Below are 18,442 nucleotides of genomic sequence, written 5' to 3' on the forward strand. Positions count from 1 at the left end.
ACCACGGGCAAGGCTTACGCTACCTCAACGGAAAATAGAAAAGGCCCGGCGGATTGCTCCACCGGGCCTCACCATTCTAGCGTCCAACGGCCTCAAGCAGGCCGAAGGCCGATAGGCCCACTTAAGAAGTCGGGAAGCCGCGCACCTTCAACAGGGCCGCCACGTCCGGGTTGCGGCCGCGGAACTGGCGATAGGCGTCGCCGCGATCCGTGGTGTTGCCCGGCGCCAGCATGATCGACTTGAAGCGGCCAGCGATGTCCGGATTGAAGACGTCGCCCGACTCCTCGAAGTAGGCCCAGGTGTCGGCGTCCATCGTCTCCGACCACAGGTAGGAGTAGTAGCCGGCCGAATAGGCGTCCGAGGTGAACAGGTGATTGAACTGCGGCAGGCGGTGCCGCATCACGATCTCCCTGGGCATGCCCAGACGCGCCAGCGAGGCCTTTTCGAAGCCGTCGATATCGGTCGGCGGCGTCGCCTGGGTGTGCAGGTCCATGTCGACCAGGGCCGAGGACAGATAGCTGACCGTGGCGTAGCCCTGATTGAAGGTCGAGGAGGCCTCGATCTTATCCACCAGCGCCTGCGGCATGGGCTGGCCCGTTTCGACGTGCTTCATATAGCCGTCGAGGATGGGCCGGGTCAGCACCCAGTGCTCATGCACCTGAGACGGATATTCCACGAAGTCGCGCGGCGTGTTGCCGAACGACGGATAGGTCACCACCGACGAGAAGTAGTGCAGGGCGTGGCCGAACTCGTGGAACAGGGTCTCGGCGTCGTCCAGCGAGATCAGCAGAGGCTGGCCTTCGGGCGCCTTGACGAAGTTGTTGTTGTTCGAGGCCAGGATCGGCTTGGAGCCGGTCAGCTTCGAGAACGAGCGATAGGTGGTCATCCAGGCGCCCGAACGCTTGCCCGGACGGGCGAAGTCGTCGGCGTAGAACAGGCCGATCAGCTTGCCGGTGGCCTTGTCCGTGACCTCATAGGTGGTCACGTCCGGCTCGAAGGTCGAGACCTGGCCCTGAGGCAGGCGCTTGAAGACGAAGCCGTACAGACGTTCAGCCATATAGAAGGATGCGTCGCGAACGGCGTGAAGTTCGAAGTAGGGCTTCAGCTCGTTCTGATCGAGGTCGTACTTCGCCTTACGCACCTTCTCGGCGTAGTAGAGGTAGTCCCACGGCTCGATGTCGTGGCCGGCGATCGCCTTCATGTCGGCGACTTCCTCGGCGACGCGGGCCTTGGCCGGGGCCCAGACGCGCTGCATCAGGTCCATCGCCGCGGCCGGGGTCTTGGCCATGGTGTCCTGCATCCGCCATTCGGCGTGGTTGCCGAAGCCCAGCAGGCGGGCGCGCTGCTGACGCAGGGCGACGATCTGGGCGATCGTCGACTTGGTGTCGTTGGCGTCGCCGTTGTCGCCGCGCTTGACGAACTTGGTCCAGACCTGCTGACGCAGGGCGCGGTCGTCGGCGAAGGTCAGGAAGGGATCGACGCTGGAGCGGGTGTTGACGATGGCCCAGCCCTGAACGTTTCGCGAACGCGCGGCGGCGGCTGCGGCGGCCTTGTTGGAGTCCGGCAGGCCCTTCAGACCGGCCTCATCAGCGATGACCGTCCAGGTGTTCTCATCTGCGACCACCTTCTGGCCGAAGCTGGTGAAGGCGTTCGACAGGTCGGTGTTGATGCGGCCCAGTTCTGCCTTGCCGGCGGCGTCCAGGGCGGCGCCGTTGCGCACGAAGGCGTCGCGGCTACGCTCGGCCAGACGCTTCTGCTGGGCGTTCAGGCCTGCGGCGTCAGCGCCGTCGGCCACGGACTTGATGCGGGCGAACAGCGTCTCGTTGAAGGTGATCTCGTCCGAGGCGGCCGACAGGATCGGCGACAGCTCGGTCTCCAGCACGTCCCACTGCTCGCCGCCGATGTTCGAGGTCATGACGCTGAACACGTTCATGGCGCGGTCCAGCGGTTCGCCCGCCATCTCCATCGCCGCCATGGTGTTGGCGAAGGTCGGCGCCTCGGGGTTGTTCGCGATCGCGGCGATGTCGGCGCGCTGCAGTTCGATGCCTTCCAGGATGGCTTCGCGCATCTTGGGCGCCGTCACCTTGTCCCACGGCGGCACGCCTTCATAAGGTCCCGTCCAGGGCTGCAGCAGCTCGGCGCGCGGCGCTGTCGTCGGCAGGACGGCGCGGGCGATACGGGCCTCATCGGCGGTCGTCAGGGCGGCGACGGCGCCGCTCACCGCGTTCTCCACGGCCCCGGCCGAAGCGCAGCCCGACAGGGCGAAGAGGCTCGCGCCCCCGATGAGAAGATGACGTCTATGCATCCAGGTCTCCCAACCATAGCTGTTTTGGACATCCTTCGGCGCAGAGGCCGACAGCGTCCCATAAATCCGGTTTAGTCCTAAGTATTGGACGGCGAAACCCCGCAGGTCTAAAGGCCGCTGCATGGCGATAGGCGTTTTCGACTCCGGCGTGGGGGGCCTGACGGTCCACCGCGAACTCACGACCCGCTTTCCGACGCGGGACTTCATCTATCTGGGCGATCAGGCCCACGCCCCCTATGGCGGGCGCGGCGGCGAGGACATCGTCGAACTGACCCGCGCAGGATGCGAGCGCCTGTTCGATGCGGGCGCCTCCGTGGTCGTGCTGGCCTGCAACACGGCCTCAGCCATTGCACTGCGCCGCCTGCAGCAGACCTGGATTCCGCAGATGCGCGAAAAGCTGGGCCGTGCGGTCAACGTCCTGGGCATCATCGTCCCGACCATCGAGGCGGCCACCGGCCTGCCCTGGTCCTATGAGGCCGAACGCAACGGGCGACTGGAAGGCGAGAAGAAACAGGCCATCGACGTCACCGGCGTCTTCTGCACCGCCGCCACGGCCATGAGCCGCGTCTATGAGATCGAGATCGACAAGCGCCGCGACGATCTGGCGGTCTTCACCGAGGCCTGCCCCGGCCTGGCCGGACTGATCGAACTGGGCGCCCCGCCCGAGGAGCTGAAGGTGGTCATCGACGACCACGTCGACGCCCTGCGCCGCCGCATCGGCCGTCACCCGGACAAGGCCGTCCTGGGCTGCACCCACTATGAGATCGTGGCCAATCTGTTCGCCCAGGCCCTTCCGCCCGGCGTCGAGGTCATCAGCCAGCCCGCCGCCGTCGCCGACTCGCTGGAGCGCTATTTCCAGCGTCACCCGGAGTATGAGTTGGGATCCTCGGCCCGCCGCGACTTCCTGACCACCGGAACGCCCGGCCCGCAATCGGACCTCGTCGCCCAGTTCTGGGGCGCGCCGCTGACGTTCGAGGCGGCCTGAGACCCCCCGCCGCTATTCAGCCGTGCGGGTCGCGTTTCGACGCTGGCCGAAGGTGGGCGCCCGCTCCTTCTGCTGCGCCCAGTAGGCCGGGCCGTCGTCCGGCTTGAACATGGTGCGCGGCACGCCGTTGCGGTCCACCACGGCGAAGGTGTTGGTCGCAGCCTGATAGAAGAGAGTGTCGCCGTTGGCGCGCTTGACCGTTTCGGTTCCTTTCGGCGTCGCCTCGGTGAAGGTCCGCACCTTCTGCAGGTATTCGTCCGCCGAGCGCGCGCCGAAGTCGGCGCCGTTGCGCTCGTACAGCCGCTGCACCTTGGCGTCGGCGGTCTCGCGCCGGTTGGCGGTGACGGCAGGTTTGGCCGCCTCGACAGGACCTGCGGCGCCCGTCATGTCGGTTTCCGCCGCCGCGCTCAATCCGACCGGTTCAGCGGCGCTGCGGTCCCTGGTCTCCACCGCCGAGCCGCCGCTGTCGCATCCGGCCAGAAACAACAGCGACGCCGCCAGCGCCGCCAACCTCCGCACAGCCATCAGTCGCCCCTTCCCTGAAATTTCGACGAACGCAGATAGACATAGATTTTTCGCCCCTTCAACGCTGCTGTTGACATAAGCGTAAGCGAGGTGGCTTTGTCTCGACGCCGTCACGCCACGCCGCTAGACCTTGGTTCATGACCGCACCCTCGCTTTCCAGCGTCCTGGCCGGCCGCAAGGTCCTGCTGATCATCGGCGGCGGCATCGCCGCCTATAAGGCGCTGGAACTGATCCGCCTGCTTAGCAAGGCCGGGGCGGAGACGATGACCGTCCTGACCAAGGCCGGGGCCGAGTTCGTCACCCCCATGTCGCTGGCGGCCCTGACAGGCCATCCTGTCCGACAAGACCTGTTCATGCCGGAAGATGAAACCGCCATGGGCCATATTGAATTGTCGCGCTGGGCCGATCTGGTGGTCGCAGCGCCCGCTACGGCCGGGCTGATCGCCAAGGCGGCCAACGGCATGGCCGACGACCTGGCCTCGACCACGCTTCTGGCCACGGACAAGAAGGTGCTGCTGGCCCCGGCGATGAACGTGCGCATGTGGCTGCATCCGGCGGTTCAGGCCAATGTCGAGCGGCTGAAGGGCTTCGACGGCTTTCACGGCATGGCCGTGGTCGGACCGGACGACGGCATCATGGCCTGCGGCGAGTTCGGGCCGGGTCGCATGGCCGAGCCGCCGATCATCCTGGACGCCATCGCCCGCCTGCTGGCCGGGCCGGACGGGCGCCCGCTGACCGGCCGGACCGCTGTCGTGACGGCCGGGCCGACGTTCGAGCCGATCGACCCGGTGCGCGGCCTGACCAACCGTTCCAGCGGCAAACAGGGCTACGCCGTCGCCGCCGCCCTGGCCGATCTGGGGGCGCAGGTGACGCTGATCTCCGGCCCGGTGGCGCTGGACGCCCCTGTCGGCGTGACCCGCGTCTGGGTCGAGGCCGCCACCGAAATGAAGGCCGCCGTCGAGGCCGCTCTTCCCGCCGACATCGCCGTGATGAGCGCCGCCGTCGCCGACTGGCGCGTGGACGGCGTGGCCTCGGGCAAGATCAAAAAGGCGCCGGGCGGACCGCCTTCGCTGGCCCTGATCGAAAACCCCGACATCCTGGCGGGCGTCTCTGCGCCCGGTCCGCGCCGCCCGAAACTGGTGGTCGGTTTCGCCGCTGAGACCAGCGACCTTGAGGCCAACGCCCGCGCCAAGCTCTCACGCAAGGGTTGTGACTGGATCGTCGGCAACGACGTCTCGGACGAGGTGTTCGGCTCGGACGGAAACGCCGTGACCCTGTTCACCCAGGATGGCGACGAGCCCTGGCCCCGCCAATCCAAGACCGAAGTCGCCAGGAAGCTGGCCCAGCGCATCGCCGATCACTTCAAGGCCTAGAAGAGACCTCCCGACATGACCACCGTCCGCGTCGAACGCTTGCCCCACGCCGAGGGTCTGGCCCTGCCCGCCTATGAGACCGCCGGTTCGGCCGGAATGGACCTGCGCGCCGCCCTCGCAGAGGGCGAGACCCTGGTGCTGGAGCCCGGCCAACGCAAGCTGGTTCCCACAGGGCTGAAGATCGCCCTTGAGCCCGGCTTTGAGGCCCAGGTGCGTCCCCGCTCGGGCCTGGCGCTGAAACACGGCGTCTCGGCGCCCAATTCGCCCGGCACCATCGACAGCGATTATCGCGGCGAAGTCGGGGTCATCCTGATCAACCACGGCGAGCTGCCGTTCGAGATCAAACGCGGCGACCGCATCGCCCAGATGGTCATCGCCCGCTATGAGCAGGCGCAGATGGTCGAGGTTGAAACCCTGGACGAAACCGAGCGGGGCGCCGGAGGATTCGGTTCAACCGGGCGTTGATGAAGACTCTACTTTCACATCCTTAGATACTGGTCTAGCGTGGCCGCATGAACACGCTGGAACAGCTGGTCTACTGCAGCCGGTCACGACTTTCGCCGGACGAAGAGGCGGCGGCGCTTGCCGATATCGTCCATGTCGCGGCTTATCTGAACGCCCGAAACGGCATCAGCGGCGCCCTGACCCTTCAGGACGGCACGTTCGTGCAATTTCTGGAAGGCTCGCCCAGCGCGCTCGATATCCTCATGCTGCATCTGCATTTCGATGAACGGCATGAAGACATTGAGGTCGTCGCCAGAGAGCATATCGAGCGCCGCGACTTCGCTGCCTGGGGAATGACCGCGCCGTCTCTCGGCCAATCCGAGGCGCTGGGACAGTTGATCGTCGCGCGCTCGCCGGATCTGCTGGCCTGGCGCGACGCCATGACCGAACTTCTCGTCCAGGCGGCCTGAAAGACAAGCGGCCTGAGAAACAAGGCGAAACGTCTCATTCTCCCCGTCCCGGGGAGGGAGAAGTCGCGCGTAAATCGCGCTCAAGCAGCGAGCCGCCGCGCGGCAAGCGATACGCGGGGCGCGTCAGTGCCCCCAGGCATCAAGCCTGACGAAAGCCCAGCACGTCCTGCATGTCGTAGAGACCGGGGCGGCGGTTGCGCACCCAGGCGGCGGCGGCCACGGCGCCCTTGGCGAACAGGCTGCGGTCGATGGCCGAATGCGACAGCGTCAGCATCTCGTCTTCCGAGGCGAACATCACGGTATGTTCGCCGATAACGCCGCCGGCGCGCAGAGAGGCGAAGCCGATCTTGCCCGGCTCGCGCGGGCCGGTGATGCCGTCGTAGGGGGCGCTTTGCAGTTCCGCCAGATCGCGACCCCGGCCGTTGGCGGCCGCCTCGCCCAGCATCAGGGCCGTGCCCGAAGGCGCGTCGACCTTGCGCCGATGATGAGTCTCCAGCACCTCAATGTCCCAGTCGCGCGCGTCCAGCCGCAGGGCGGCGTGCTCGACCAGACCGATCAATATGTTCACGCCCAGCGAGAAGTTGCCGCTCATGACGATGGCGATCTTCTCGGCGGCGACCTCGATCTCGGTCTCCTGCTCCGGCGTCAGGCCGGTGGAGCCGATGACCAGGGCCGGTCCGCCCGCCTCAGCGCAGGCGCGCGCCAGAGCCACGGAGGCCTCGGGCGTCGAGAAGTCGATAATGACGTCGCACAGCTTCAAGTCGACGGTCTCGCCGCGATCGAAGCGGGCGGCGACCACCACGTCCTCACGGGCGTCCAGAACCTGAGAAACGGCGCGGCCCATGCGGCCCCGGGCGCCGGAGATGCCGGCGTGGAAGATGTCGCTCACGCGGTCTCTTTCGGATTATCGGCGTCGCCGCCCAGAATGTCGGCCCAGAAGCGCTTGGCCTTGCCGGCGAAGCTGGTGTTGCGCGGGGTCTGGCTCTCGCCCAGCGACGCCGCCAGTTCGGCCAACAGCTCCTTCTGGCGTGCGTTCAGATCGGTCGGCGTCTCGACGAACAGTTCAACCACCAGGTCGCCGCGACCGCGTCCGTTCAGGTGCGGCATGCCCTTGCCCTTGATGCGGACGGTCTTGCCGGTCTGGGCGCCCGCAGGCACCTCGACCGGGGCCTTGCACTTGCCGTCGCAGGCGTCCGAGATCAGGCAGGGGGCGTCCACGACGCCGCCCAGGGCCGCCACCGTCATCGGCACCGGCACCGTGACCAGAAGGTCCAGATTGTCGCGCTCGAACAGTTCGTGCGGCTGCACCGACAGGAAGACGTAGAGGTCGCCGCGAGGCCCGCCGCGCTGGCCCGCCTCGCCCTCGCCCGACAGGCGGATGCGCGAGCCGTCGTCGACGCCCGCCGGAACCTTGAGGCTGAGCTTACGGGTCTTGCGGACCTGACCGTGGCCCCGGCAGGTGGTGCAGGGGTCGGCGATCATCTCTCCCGAACCGCCGCAGCGGGGGCAGGTGCGCTCGACCTGGAAGAAGCCGTTGGCCTGACGCACGCGCCCGGCGCCGCCGCAGGTGGAGCAGATGGTCGGCTTGGTGCCCGCCTTGGCGCCCGAGCCGTCGCAGACCTCGCAGGCCATCAGGGTCGGGATGGCGATCTCGACCTCGGCCCCCTTGTAAGCCTGCTCCAGCGTGATCTCGAGATCGTAGCGCAGGTCCGAGCCGCGACGCGGCCCGTGGCTCTGGCGTCCGCCGCCGCCCCGGCCGCCGAAGGCGTCTCCGAAGGCGTCGCCGAAGACCTGGGAGAAGATGTCGTTGATGTCGTGGAAACCCTGGCCGCCGCCCTGGCCGAAGGGATTGCCCCCGCCCGCGCCGCCGCCCACGCCCGCATGGCCGAAACGATCATAGGCCGCGCGCTTCTGCTCGTCAGACAGGACGGTGTAGGCCTCGGAGATTTCCTTGAAGCGGGCCACGGACTCTTCAGAGCCGCCGTTGCGGTCAGGGTGGTGCTCCATCGCCAGCTTGCGATAGGCGCTCTTGAGCACGGCCGCATCGACCGTCCGCTCGACCCCCAGAATCTCGTAATAGTCACGTTGCGCCATCAGGCGTTCGTCCTCTTACCTTCCCGCCGCTTTCGAGCCTCTCTTCAACACGGAGGCGTTCCGTTCGCGGATGACCGACGGCCTGCCTGATGACATGGGCGCCCGGTCGAATGATGCAAGTTCTATGAAACGGCCCCGCCTGCCGTCTGACAAGCGGGGCCGAACATCAGTCAGGCGCCGGTTCAGGCGTCCTTCTTCTCATCCGTGTCCGAGACTTCCTCGAACTCGGCGTCGACCACGCCGTCGTCGGCGGGCTGACCCTCGGCGTCGCCTTCAGCCCCGCCCTGCTGGGCGGCGTACATGGCCTCGCCCAGCTTCATCGAAGCCTGAGCCAGCGTATTGGTCTTCTCGCGGATGGCCTCGGGGTCCGTGCCGTCCTTGGCCGACTTCAGATCGTCCAGGGCCGACTGGATGGTCGTCTTGGTCGCCTCGTCGATCTTGTCGCCGTGCTCGGACAGGGCCTTCTCGGTCGAGTGGACCAGGCTGTCGGCGCCGTTCTGGGCCTCGACCAGCTCCTTGCGGGCCTTGTCGGCCGCGGCGTTGGCCTCGGCTTCCTTGACCATCTGGTCGATGTCCGCGTCCGACAGGCCGCCGTTGGCCTGAATGCGGATCGACTGTTCCTTGTTGGTCGCCTTGTCCTTGGCCGTCACGTGGACGATGCCGTTGGCGTCGATGTCGAAGGCGACCTCGATCTGCGGCATGCCGCGCGGCGCCGGCGGGATCCCCATCAGGTCGAACTGACCCAGGACCTTGTTGTCTGCGGCCATCGGGCGCTCGCCCTGGAAGACGCGGATCGTCACGGCCGACTGGTTGTCGTCGGCGGTCGAGAAGACCTGGGCCTTCTTGGTCGGGATGGTGGTGTTGCGCTCGATCAGCGGGGTGAACACGCCGCCCAGCGTCTCGATGCCCAGCGTCAGCGGGGTCACGTCCAGCAGCAGCACGTCCTTGACGTCGCCCTGCAGCACGCCCGCCTGAACGGCGGCGCCCAGAGCCACGACCTCGTCCGGGTTCACGCCCTTGTGCGGCTCCTTGCCGAAGAAGGCCTTCACGGCTTCCTGCACCTTGGGCATGCGGGTCATGCCGCCGACCAGAACCACTTCGTCGATGTCCGAAGCCTTCAGCCCGGCGTCGGCCAGGGCCTTCTTGCACGGCTCGATGGTGCGCTGGACCAGGTCATCGACCAGGGCTTCCAGCTTGGCGCGCGACAGCTTGATGTTCAGGTGCAGCGGGCCCGAGGCGTTCATGGTGATGAACGGCAGGTTGACCTCGTACTGGGTCGTCGAGGACAGCTCCTTCTTGGCCTTTTCGGCCTCTTCCTTCAGGCGCTGCAGGGCCAGCTTGTCCGAGCGCAGGTCGACGCCCTGCTCTTTCTTGAACTCGTCGGCTAGGTAGTCGACCAGACGCATGTCGAAGTCTTCACCGCCCAGGAAGGTGTCGCCGTTGGTCGACTTCACCTCGAACACGCCGTCGCCGATCTCAAGGATGGAGACGTCGAAGGTGCCGCCGCCCAGGTCGTATACGGCGATCTTCTGACCGTCGTTCTTCTCAAGACCATAGGCCAGGGCCGCCGCCGTCGGCTCGTTGATGATGCGCAGGACTTCCAGACCGGCGATCTTGCCGGCGTCCTTGGTCGCCTGACGCTGGGCGTCGTTGAAATAGGCGGGAACGGTGATGACGGCCTGGGTGACCTTCTCGCCCAGATAGGCCTCGGCGGCCTCCTTCATCTTGCCCAGGGTGAAGGCCGAAACCTGCTGGGGCGAATAGTCCTTGCCGTGGGCCTGGACCCAGGCGTCGCCGGTCGGGCCCTTGACGATCTCGAAGGGCACCATGCCCTTGTCCTTGGCCACCACCGGGTCATCGAAATTGCGGCCGATCAGGCGCTTGATGGCGAAGAAGGTATTGGCGGGGTTGGTCACCGCCTGACGGCGCGCGGGTTGGCCGACGAGAATCTCGCCGCCGTCCTGAATGGCGACCACCGACGGGGTGGTGCGGGCGCCTTCGGCGTTTTCGATGACCTTGGGGTTCTTGCCGTCCATGACGGCGACGCACGAGTTGGTCGTGCCGAGGTCGATGCCGATGATCTTGGCCATGGGCTTGTCTTTTTCACTCCTTGCGGCGGGCGATGCGGCGGCCTCGCAAAATCAAGCGCCGCGCGTGACCGCCCCCTGATGGGCTTCTGAAATCATGCCGCGCCGGACGCGAGGCCCGGTACGGCGGTGGATGAGGTCGGCGGACAAGCCCCTAACGAAAAGGGGGTTATCGCCGGATTGGCTCGGATATGGGAAAGACCGCAGGGGCTGCAAGGCCTTCCGCCCGCTTCCGGCCAGATTCCGCGCCTTATGGCGGACAAGTGTGCATCGCGCCGCTAAATTCGGCCGATGACCTCGCAAATCCCACCGTCAGCGCCCCCGGAAACCCCGACCGCCCTGCCCGGATTTCGGCTGTGGCCCGGTCTGCTGGACACGGCGGCGCAGGCGGAACTGCTGGCCGAGGTGCGGGCAGGGCTGGAGGCGGCGCCCCTCTATCGGCCGACAACGCCCGGCGGGCGGCCCTTCTCGGTGCGGATGAGCAATTTCGGCGCCCTGGGCTGGGTGTCGGACCGTCAGGGCTATCGGTATCAGCCGACACACCCGGCGACCGGAGCGCCCTGGCCCGCCATCCCGGCCCGCTTGCTGAGCCTGTGGGACGCCCTGACCGGCTGGCCGGCTCCGCCCGACGCCTGCCTGGTCAACCTCTATCAGGGCGAGGCGAAGATGGGCCTGCATCAGGACAAGGACGAACGCGACCTGACGGCGCCGGTGCTGTCGGTGTCTCTGGGCGATACGGCGGTGTTCCGCATCGGTCCGGCCCCCGACGAAACCGGAAAGGGCGGCGCCACCAGCACGGTGCGCCTGGCCTCCGGCGACGTCTGCGCCCTGACCGGCCCGGCGCGGCTGGCGCGCCACGGGATCGACCGGCTGCTGGCGGGCTCGTCGCGCCTGCTGCCCGGCGGCGGGCGGGTCAATCTGACGCTGCGGGTCGCCGCCTAGGCCGGAAAGACTCGACGGCAGAGGGAAAGCCGAGGCACTGTCACCGCTTCCACAGCGCCGACCGGAGACCCGAGATGACCCTGATCACCCGGCCCGAGGGCCTGAGCCCCGACCAGATCGCCCCCAGCCGCCGCAGTCTGGGCGTGGCGACGGCGGGCGGGCTGTTCTTCGCCGCCTACGCCCCCGCCGCCCTCAGCCAGTCCGCCCAGCCGATCGCCACCGACGCGGCGGGGCTGGTCACGCAAGACGCAGCCTATCCGGCGCCCGACGGCTTTGACCTGCCCGCCTATATCGCCCGCCCCGAAGGCCCCGGCCCCTTCCCGGTCGTGATCGTCGTGTCCGAGATTTTCGGCGTGCACGAATACATCCGCGACGTCTGCCGCCGCCTGGCCAAGGCGGGTTATGCGGCCGTGGCGCCCGCCTTCTTCGTCCGCGTCCAGGACCCGGCCCCGCTCAGCGACATGCAGGCGATCCAGCGCATCGTCGGCGCGGCGAGCTATGAACAAGTCATGGGCGACATCTCCGCTGCGCTGGACTGGATCGGCGCCCAATCCTGGGCCAAGGCCGACAAGGTCGGGATCACCGGCTTCTGCTGGGGCGGCAAGGTGGTGTGGCAGGCGATGGCCCGCTTCCCGACACTAGACGCCGGGGTCGCCTGGTACGGCCGCCTGTCGCCCGCCGCCAATGCGACCGACGACCAGAAGGCGGCGGGCCGCCCCTGGCCCATCGACCTGGCGGGCGAACTGAAGGCGCCGGTGCTGGGTCTTTACGGCGGCCAGGACAGCGGCATTCCCAACGACACGGTCAAGGCGATGAACGACGCGCTGAAGGTTGCGGGCCGGACCGACAGCCAGATCATCCTCTATGACGACGCCCCGCACGGCTTCCACGCCGACTACCGCGCCTCCTACCGAGAGGCGGACGCGAAGGACGGCTGGCGACGGTTGTTGGAACTGTTCGATTCGAGATTGAAGGGCTGACCTCTCCACCCGCTCATCCCGGCGTCCGCCGGGATGAGCGGTTTATTTTGCAGGCGCATAAAAACGGCCCGACGCGTCTGCGCCGGGCCGTCGTCATATCAACGCGCGAAAACCTCAGGCCTTGGCGTCGAAATTCCCGCCCGTCGTGTCCGGATCGGCATAGGCGCCGCCCGTCGCCGGGCCCGAGCCCTTGGCCGCGACCACCACCATGGCCGCGCGCACGGTGCGGCCGAACAGGGCGTAGCCCGGCTGCAGCGTCTGGATGACGGCGCCGCCCGGCACGGTGTCCGAGGGCTGCTCCATCATCGCCTGATGCAGGTGCGGGTCGAAGGTGTCGCCCGGCGCCGGGTCGACGCGGGTCAGGCCGTTGGCCTCAAAGGCCGACAGCAGGGACTTCTGCGTCAGCTCCAGCCCCGTGACCATGGCCGCCGTGGGGCCGTCCGCGTCCTTGGGCGCCGTCGCCAGACCGCGCTCCAGCGTATCGGCCACGCCCAGCAAATCCTTGGCGAAGCGCTGGATGGCGTAGGCGCGCGCGTCGTTCTGCTGCGTCTCGGCGCGGCGCTTGGTGTTCTCGGCATCGGCCACGGCGCGCAGGGCGCGGTCCTTCCACTGATCGCGCTCGGCGATCAGGGCGTCGACCACGGCGTTCTCATCGCCCTCAGGCGCGAGATCGGCCTCGTGGATGTCCTGCTCGAGTTGGTCCCGGGTCTCGTCGTTGATGTCGTTCACGTCTCTTGTCCGTCCAGAATCCGGCCCAGCACCCGGGCGGTATAGTCCACCAACGGTATGACACGGGCGTAGTTCAACCGCGCGGGCCCGATGACGCCGATGGCGCCCAGCACCCGCTGCCGGCCCGACATATAGGGCGCCGCGATCACGGCGGAACCCGAAAGCGAAAAGAGTCGCGTTTCCGCGCCGATATAGATGCGCACGCCCTGGGCCGCGCCGACGTCGTCCAGCAGGCCGATCAGCTGTTCTTTCTGCTCCAGATCGTCGAACAGGACGCGCACCCGCTCCAGATCCTCGGCCGCGCGGGCGTCCTGCAACAGATTGCCGCGCCCGCGCACGATCAGGTTGCGGTCGTGACCCCCGCCGCCTGCGCCGCCGCTCCAGGCCGCCAGTCCGTCCTCGACCAGACGGGCGGCGGCGGCGTCCAGATCGCGCCGGGCGGCCTCCATCTCGGCCTTCATCTCGTGCCGGGCCTCGGCCAGCGGGCGCCCCTTCAGCCGCGCACTGAGAAAGTTCGACGCCTCCTGCAGGGTCGAGGGCGTCACGCCCGGCGCCAGATTCATCAGCCGGTTCTCGACCACCCCGTCGTCGGCGACCAGCACCGCCAGCGCCTGTCCGCCGCCCAGAGCCACGAACTCCACATGGCGCACCCCCGCCTCGCGCACCGGGCTGGCGACGATGCCCGCCCCGCCCGCCAGACCCGACAGCAGGGAGGAGGCCGCATCCAGCGCCTCCTCGACATTGCGGCCGCCGCCCTTGGCGCCCATCACCGCCAGCCGGGCGTCGATCTCGCGCCGCTCCTCCTGACCGATGTCGCCGACCTCCAGGAGGCCGTCCACGAACAGCCGCAGCCCCGCATGGGTCGGCGCTCGCCCGGCCGAGGTGTGCGGCGAGGCCAGCAGCCCGGCCTGCGTCAGCGCCTGCATGGTGTTGCGGATCGAGGCGGGCGACAGGTCCAGCCCGGCGCGCGACAGGGTGTGCGACCCCACCGGCTCGCCCGTCTCCAGATAGGTCTCGACCACCCGGCGGAAGATGTCGCGCGCCCGCGCATCCAGCGTCGCCAGGCCCGGCGAGGGGTAAAGCAGGCTCATGGCGCCGCCCTCCGCCCCGTCAGGACGGACCGGAGACACACCGCAAACGGGTCAGGGCGGGACAGGCTCATGGTTTCAGGATAAGCACGCGCCATCCCGCTTCCAAGGAATTCCCATGCGCCCGTCCGAACGCACCCCCGAACAACTCCGCACCGTCACGCTGGAAACCGGCGTCAACCGCTACGCCGAGGGCTCGTGCCTGGTGTCCTTCGGCCATACCAAGGTGCTGGTGACGGCCTCGATTGAGGAAAAGGTGCCGGGCTGGATGCGCAACACCGGCCAGGGCTGGGTCACGGCCGAATACGGCATGCTGCCGCGCGCCACCCACACCCGCGGCCGGCGCGAAGCCGCAGCCGGCAAGCAGTCGGGCCGCACCCAGGAAATCCAGCGCCTGATCGGCCGCTCCTTACGCGCCGTGGTCGACCTGAAGGCGCTGGGCGAGCGTCAAGTGCTGATCGACTGCGACGTGATCCAGGCCGACGGCGGCACCCGCACCGCCTCCATCACCGGCGCTTGGGTGGCGATGGCCTCTGCGCTCAACTACCTCAAGGACGAAGGCGTGCTGACGACCGACCCCATTCTGGATCAGGTGGCGGCCGTGTCGTGCGGCGTGTTCAAGAATCTGCCGGTGCTGGACCTCGACTATGAGGAAGACTCCACCGCCGAAGCCGATTCCAACTTCGTCCTGACCGGCGCAGGCCAGATCGTCGAGATTCAGGCCACCGGCGAGAAGCGCGGCTTCAGCCGGGCCGAGTTCGACCGTCTGTTCGAACTGGCGGAAATCGGCTGCACCGAACTGTTCGCCCTGCAGCGCGCCGCCGTCGAAGCCGCCCGCCGATAAGGCTTTTGCTGGAGCCGGATCGGGGCCATCGTCGTTGCATAGGCGAACCCCGATCCGGAGCCCCGCATGACCCGACCGTCCCTTCTGGCCTGCCTGTTCCTCGGCGGCCTGCTCGTCGCCTGCCAGCCGCGTCCTGAGCCAGCGGCCCCCGCGCCGGTCCCGACGCCAGCGCCCGCCTCGGCCCTCGAGCCCGAAGCCCGCCTGCCCGAAGGCCCGGATATGGCGCCCCAGCCGGTTCCGCTCGGCGACCGCCCCTGCCTTGAGACCCTGGGCGAAGCCGCCTCCGCCCGCCTGGTCCAGCGCTGCATCGCCGTCAGCCCGGCCACGCGCCCGCCCTGCAACAGCGCCAATCCCTGCGACCTGATCCAGGGCGAGATCGATCGTTCCTGCGCGATGTGGACCCGCGACGGCGAAACCCCGCCGAAAGAGTGTCAGAGCTGACTCCCTCTCCCAATGGGAAAGGGCTTGAGCCTCCAAGAGCGAAGCGATTGGCTAAGGCGAAAGGGTGAGGGTTCGCGGGTGAAGTCGGCCGAAGGCCGTAGCTCTTCGATGCGCGACGGCTTGCGCCGACGGCGAGGACAAGCCCCTCACCCTTTCGCGCCAGAACGATCGCCTTCGGCTCTCGTGCGCTCAAGCCCTCTCCCGCCGGGAGAGGGATGACGCCTTCGCGAGCGATAGCGCCCAAGAAAAAACCCCGGCGGATCGCTCCACCGGGGTCTTCTTCAGTTCAGCGATGACGCCGAGGCTTAGTCGCGACGGCGACGGCCGCGATCGCCGCCGTTGCGGTCGCCCTTGGGACGGCCGCCGGTGTCTTCCGACAGCGGAGCTTCACCACGCTCAGCGCGCTCGGCGTTGATCTTGTCGGTGATGTCCTCGCCGGTTTCCTGATCGACGACCTTCATCGACAGCTTGGTCTTGCCGCGATCGTCGAAGCCCAGGAATTTGACCTTGACCTCCTGGCCTTCCGACAGGACGTCGGCCGGGTTGGCGACGCGCTCCAGAGCGATCTGGGACACGTGGACCAGACCGTCCTTGGCGCCGAAGAAGTTCACGAAGGCGCCGAAGTCGACGACCTTCACGACCTTGCCGGTGTAGATCGTGCCGACTTCCGGCTCCGAGGCGATCGATTGGATCCAGGCCTTGGCGGCTTCGATCTTTTCCTGCTCGTTGGCGGCGATCTTGATGGTGCCGTCGTCGCCGATGTCGACCTTGGCGCCGGTCTTCTCGACGATTTCGCGGATGACCTTGCCGCCCGAACCGATCACTTCACGGATCTTGTCGACCGCGATCTTGATGGATTCGATCTTGGGCGCGAACTCGCCCAGCTCGGCGCGCGGAGCCTCCATCGCCTTCGACATTTCGTCGAGGATGTGCAGACGACCGGCCGAAGCCTGCGTCAGGGCCTGCTGCATGATCTCCTTGGTGATGCCGGCGACCTTGATGTCCATCTGAAGGCTGGTGATGCCTTCCGAGGTGCCCGCGACCTTGAAGTCCATGTCGCCCAGGTGGTCTTCGTCACCCAGGATGTCCGACAGGATGGCGAACTCGCCCGACGGCTCCAGGATCAGACCCATGGCGATGCCCGAGACCGGACGGACCAGCGGCACGCCGGCGTCCATCAGGGCCAGCGACGAACCGCAGACCGTGGCCATCGAGGACGAGCCGTTGGACTCGGTGATCTCCGACACCAGACGGATGGTGTAGGGGAAGTCTTCGCGCGACGGCAGCATCGGACGGATGGCGCGCCAGGCCAGCTTGCCATGACCGATTTCGCGACGGCCCGGCGAGCCCATGCGGCCCGCTTCACCGACCGAATAGGGCGGGAAGTTGTAGTGCAGCAGGAAGGACTCTTTGTAGGTGCCCGTCAGGCTGTCGATGTACTGCTCGTCCTCGCCGGTGCCGAGGGTGGCGACGACCAGAGCCTGGGTTTCGCCGCGCGTGAACAGCGACGAACCGTGGGTGCGCGGCAGGACGCCGACTTCCGAGACGATGGCGCGGACCTTGTCCAGGGCGCGGCCGTCGACGCGGTGGCTGTTCTCGATGATGTCGCGACGCAGGACGTCGGCTTCGCATTCCTTGAACGCGGCCGAGAACTTGGACGAGTCGACGCCTTCCGGCTTCTCGTCGGTCTTCACCAGGGCCTCGGCGGCCTTCTTCTTGGCGGCGTCGACGCCCGAGCGGCGCTCATACTTGCCCGGGTGGGCGTAAGCGGCCTTGATGTCCTCGCCGACCAGCGACTTGATCGAGGCGACCACGTCCGAGTGGTCCTCGGCCTGGAAGTCGAACGGTTCCTTGGCGGCGTGCTCGGCCAGGTCGATGATGGCGTCGATGACCGGCTGCATGCCCGCGTGCGCGAACATCAGGGCCTCGAGCATCTTCTCTTCCGACAGCTCCTTGGCTTCGGATTCGACCATCATCAGGGCATCTTGCGTGCCCGCGACGACCAGATCCAGGGCGCTCTCGCCCAGGGTGTCGATGGCCGGGTTCAGCACCAGTTCGCCGTCGATCATGCCGACGCGCGCGGCGCCGATCGGGCCCATGAAGGGCACGCCCGAGATGGTCAGGGCGGCCGAGGCGGCGACCATGCCCAGGATGTCGGGATCGTTCTCAAGGTCGTGCTGCAGCACGGTGACGATGACCTGGGTCTCGTTCTTGAAGCCCTTGACGAACAGGGGGCGGATCGGGCGGTCGATCAGGCGGGAGACCAGGGTCTCCTTCTCGGTCGGACGGCCTTCACGCTTGAAGTAGCCGCCCGGGATCTTGCCGGCGGCGAACGTCTTCTCTTGATAGTTGACGGTCAGGGGGAAGAAATCCAGGCCCGGCTTGGGCTGGCGGCCGTAGACGACGGTGGCCAGTACCACGGTCTCGCCGTAGGTCGCCAGCACGGCGCCGTCGGCCTGACGGGCGATGCGGCCCGTCTCCAGGGTCAGCGGGCGCCCGGCCCACTCGATCGTCTTGCGTTTGATATCGAACATGTTTCGTCTTTCGTCTCCCGCGGGCGTATTCCCGTCGGGGGTGTGCGGAGCGTCAGGCCGTTCAGTCCTTAACGGTCCCCGGTGACCTGACCGCAATGTCGCGGCCGGGCGGGTGATTGAGGACCGGATTCAAGGCCCTCGCGTCGGTTGCGCCAGTCAGACCCGCGGCGCGCGGGAAGCTTGCTACTAATAGCGGAACGAGGCGCGGACGTGTCCGCCCGCGCCTCGTGGAGATTATCCGATCCGCAACCGGGGCGCCTTAACGACGCAGGCCCAGCTTGGCGATCAGCGCCTGATAGCGGGCGCTGTCGGTCTTGTTCAGGTGGTCCAGAAGGCGACGACGCTGCGAAACCTGCTTCAGCAGGCCACGACGCGAGTGGTTGTCCTTCTTGTGGGTCTTGAAGTGCTCGGTCAGGTTGGCGATGCGTTCCGTCAGGATCGCAACCTGCACTTCGGCCGAACCGGTGTCGCCCGTCGAGCGAGCGTTGTCGGCGATGACTTCAGCTTTACGTTCAGCTGTAATCGACATCGGAGGTCCTTTCTTGCCCTAACGCTCGCCTCGCGGAGGCTCGCTGTTTGAGGGCGTTGGAGTTCCTGTCGG

General features: G+C 67.5%; 17 protein-coding genes. 8 read left to right on the forward strand and 9 right to left on the reverse strand.

The genetic code is table 11. From position 1 onward, the window contains the following. Positions 1–121 precede the first annotated feature (121 nt). Entirely contained in the window at positions 122–2,305 is a 2,184-nt protein-coding gene (locus H556_RS0109895; protein WP_024354266.1) for a M3 family metallopeptidase, read from the reverse strand. Positions 2,306–2,426: 121 nt separating this feature from the next. Here H556_RS0109895 and H556_RS0109900 point away from each other — a divergent pair, with 121 nt between their 5' ends. After that, entirely contained in the window at positions 2,427–3,290 is an 864-nt protein-coding gene (locus H556_RS0109900; protein ID WP_024354267.1) for a glutamate racemase, read from the forward strand. A gap of 12 nt (positions 3,291–3,302) precedes the next feature. Here the strand turns inward: H556_RS0109900 and H556_RS0109905 are convergent, their stop codons facing one another. Then, positions 3,303–3,815, reverse strand: a complete 513-nt coding sequence (locus H556_RS0109905) for a hypothetical protein (protein WP_024354268.1) — start codon at positions 3,813–3,815, stop codon at positions 3,303–3,305. 137 nt (positions 3,816–3,952) lie between these two features. On the opposite strand from H556_RS0109905, the gene coaBC reads away from it, so the two are divergent. Genes coaBC through H556_RS0109920 form a run of 3 tightly spaced genes read left to right on the forward strand, consistent with a single transcriptional unit; the run spans position 3,953 to position 6,102 of the window. Then, the gene (coaBC, locus tag H556_RS0109910; protein WP_024354269.1) at positions 3,953–5,188 is read left to right on the forward strand and encodes a bifunctional phosphopantothenoylcysteine decarboxylase/phosphopantothenate--cysteine ligase CoaBC; all 1,236 of its coding nucleotides are present in this window, start codon (positions 3,953–3,955) and stop codon (positions 5,186–5,188) included. 15 nt (positions 5,189–5,203) lie between these two features. Next, positions 5,204–5,653 (forward strand): dUTP diphosphatase, encoded by a 450-nt coding sequence (dut, locus tag H556_RS0109915; protein WP_024354270.1) that lies wholly within the window; start codon positions 5,204–5,206, stop codon positions 5,651–5,653. 47 nt (positions 5,654–5,700) lie between these two features. Continuing rightward, complete coding sequence (locus H556_RS0109920; protein ID WP_024354271.1) at positions 5,701–6,102, forward strand: BLUF domain-containing protein; 402 nt, start codon at positions 5,701–5,703, stop codon at positions 6,100–6,102. A gap of 139 nt (positions 6,103–6,241) precedes the next feature. On the opposite strand, the gene dapB is transcribed toward H556_RS0109920, so the two are convergent. The 3 genes from dapB to dnaK form a co-directional block, all read right to left on the reverse strand. After that, positions 6,242–6,991 carry a 4-hydroxy-tetrahydrodipicolinate reductase gene (gene dapB / locus H556_RS0109925; protein WP_024354272.1) on the reverse strand — a complete coding sequence of 250 codons (750 nt, stop codon included), beginning with the start codon at positions 6,989–6,991 and terminating at the stop codon, positions 6,242–6,244. Next, a complete protein-coding gene (gene dnaJ, locus H556_RS0109930; protein ID WP_024354273.1) occupies positions 6,988–8,196 on the reverse strand; it encodes a molecular chaperone DnaJ in 1,209 nt (402 codons plus the stop codon). The genes dapB and dnaJ overlap by 4 nt, the downstream gene beginning before the upstream one ends. Before the next feature lie 182 nt (positions 8,197–8,378). Then, a complete protein-coding gene (gene dnaK / locus H556_RS0109935; protein WP_024354274.1) occupies positions 8,379–10,286 on the reverse strand; it encodes a molecular chaperone DnaK in 1,908 nt (635 codons plus the stop codon). 288 nt (positions 10,287–10,574) lie between these two features. Here dnaK and H556_RS0109940 point away from each other — a divergent pair, with 288 nt between their 5' ends. Together H556_RS0109940 and H556_RS0109945 are read left to right on the forward strand one after the other, a co-directional pair. Further along, a complete protein-coding gene (locus H556_RS0109940) occupies positions 10,575–11,225 on the forward strand; it encodes an alpha-ketoglutarate-dependent dioxygenase AlkB (RefSeq protein ID WP_024354275.1) in 651 nt (216 codons plus the stop codon). Between the two features lie 74 nt (positions 11,226–11,299). Continuing rightward, positions 11,300–12,205 carry a dienelactone hydrolase family protein gene (locus H556_RS0109945; protein ID WP_024354276.1) on the forward strand — a complete coding sequence of 302 codons (906 nt, stop codon included), beginning with the start codon at positions 11,300–11,302 and terminating at the stop codon, positions 12,203–12,205. A 114-nt stretch (positions 12,206–12,319) separates the two neighbouring features. Here the strand turns inward: H556_RS0109945 and grpE are convergent, their stop codons facing one another. Beyond that, entirely contained in the window at positions 12,320–12,934 is a 615-nt protein-coding gene (grpE, locus tag H556_RS0109950) for a nucleotide exchange factor GrpE (protein ID WP_024354277.1), read from the reverse strand. Then, positions 12,931–14,025, reverse strand: a complete 1,095-nt coding sequence (gene hrcA, locus H556_RS0109955; RefSeq protein ID WP_024354278.1) for a heat-inducible transcriptional repressor HrcA — start codon at positions 14,023–14,025, stop codon at positions 12,931–12,933. The genes grpE and hrcA overlap by 4 nt, the downstream gene beginning before the upstream one ends. A gap of 115 nt (positions 14,026–14,140) precedes the next feature. Between hrcA and rph the strand changes: the two genes are divergently transcribed. Continuing rightward, on the forward strand, positions 14,141–14,866 hold the full coding sequence (gene rph, locus H556_RS0109960) for a ribonuclease PH (protein ID WP_024354279.1): 726 nt from the start codon (positions 14,141–14,143) through the stop codon (positions 14,864–14,866). Positions 14,867–14,932: 66 nt separating this feature from the next. Next, positions 14,933–15,307, forward strand: coding sequence for a hypothetical protein (locus H556_RS0109965; protein ID WP_024354280.1), 375 nt, complete (start codon positions 14,933–14,935; stop codon positions 15,305–15,307). A gap of 305 nt (positions 15,308–15,612) precedes the next feature. Here the strand turns inward: H556_RS0109965 and pnp are convergent, their stop codons facing one another. Next, complete coding sequence (gene pnp / locus H556_RS0109970; protein ID WP_024354281.1) at positions 15,613–17,841, reverse strand: polyribonucleotide nucleotidyltransferase; 2,229 nt, start codon at positions 17,839–17,841, stop codon at positions 15,613–15,615. A gap of 259 nt (positions 17,842–18,100) precedes the next feature. Next, on the reverse strand, positions 18,101–18,370 hold the full coding sequence (gene rpsO / locus H556_RS0109975; protein WP_024354282.1) for a 30S ribosomal protein S15: 270 nt from the start codon (positions 18,368–18,370) through the stop codon (positions 18,101–18,103). Between the last annotated feature and the right edge of the window lie 72 nt (positions 18,371–18,442).

The organism is Brevundimonas naejangsanensis DSM 23858 (genome assembly GCF_000421705.1).
Taxonomy (GTDB): domain Bacteria; phylum Pseudomonadota; class Alphaproteobacteria; order Caulobacterales; family Caulobacteraceae; genus Brevundimonas; species Brevundimonas naejangsanensis.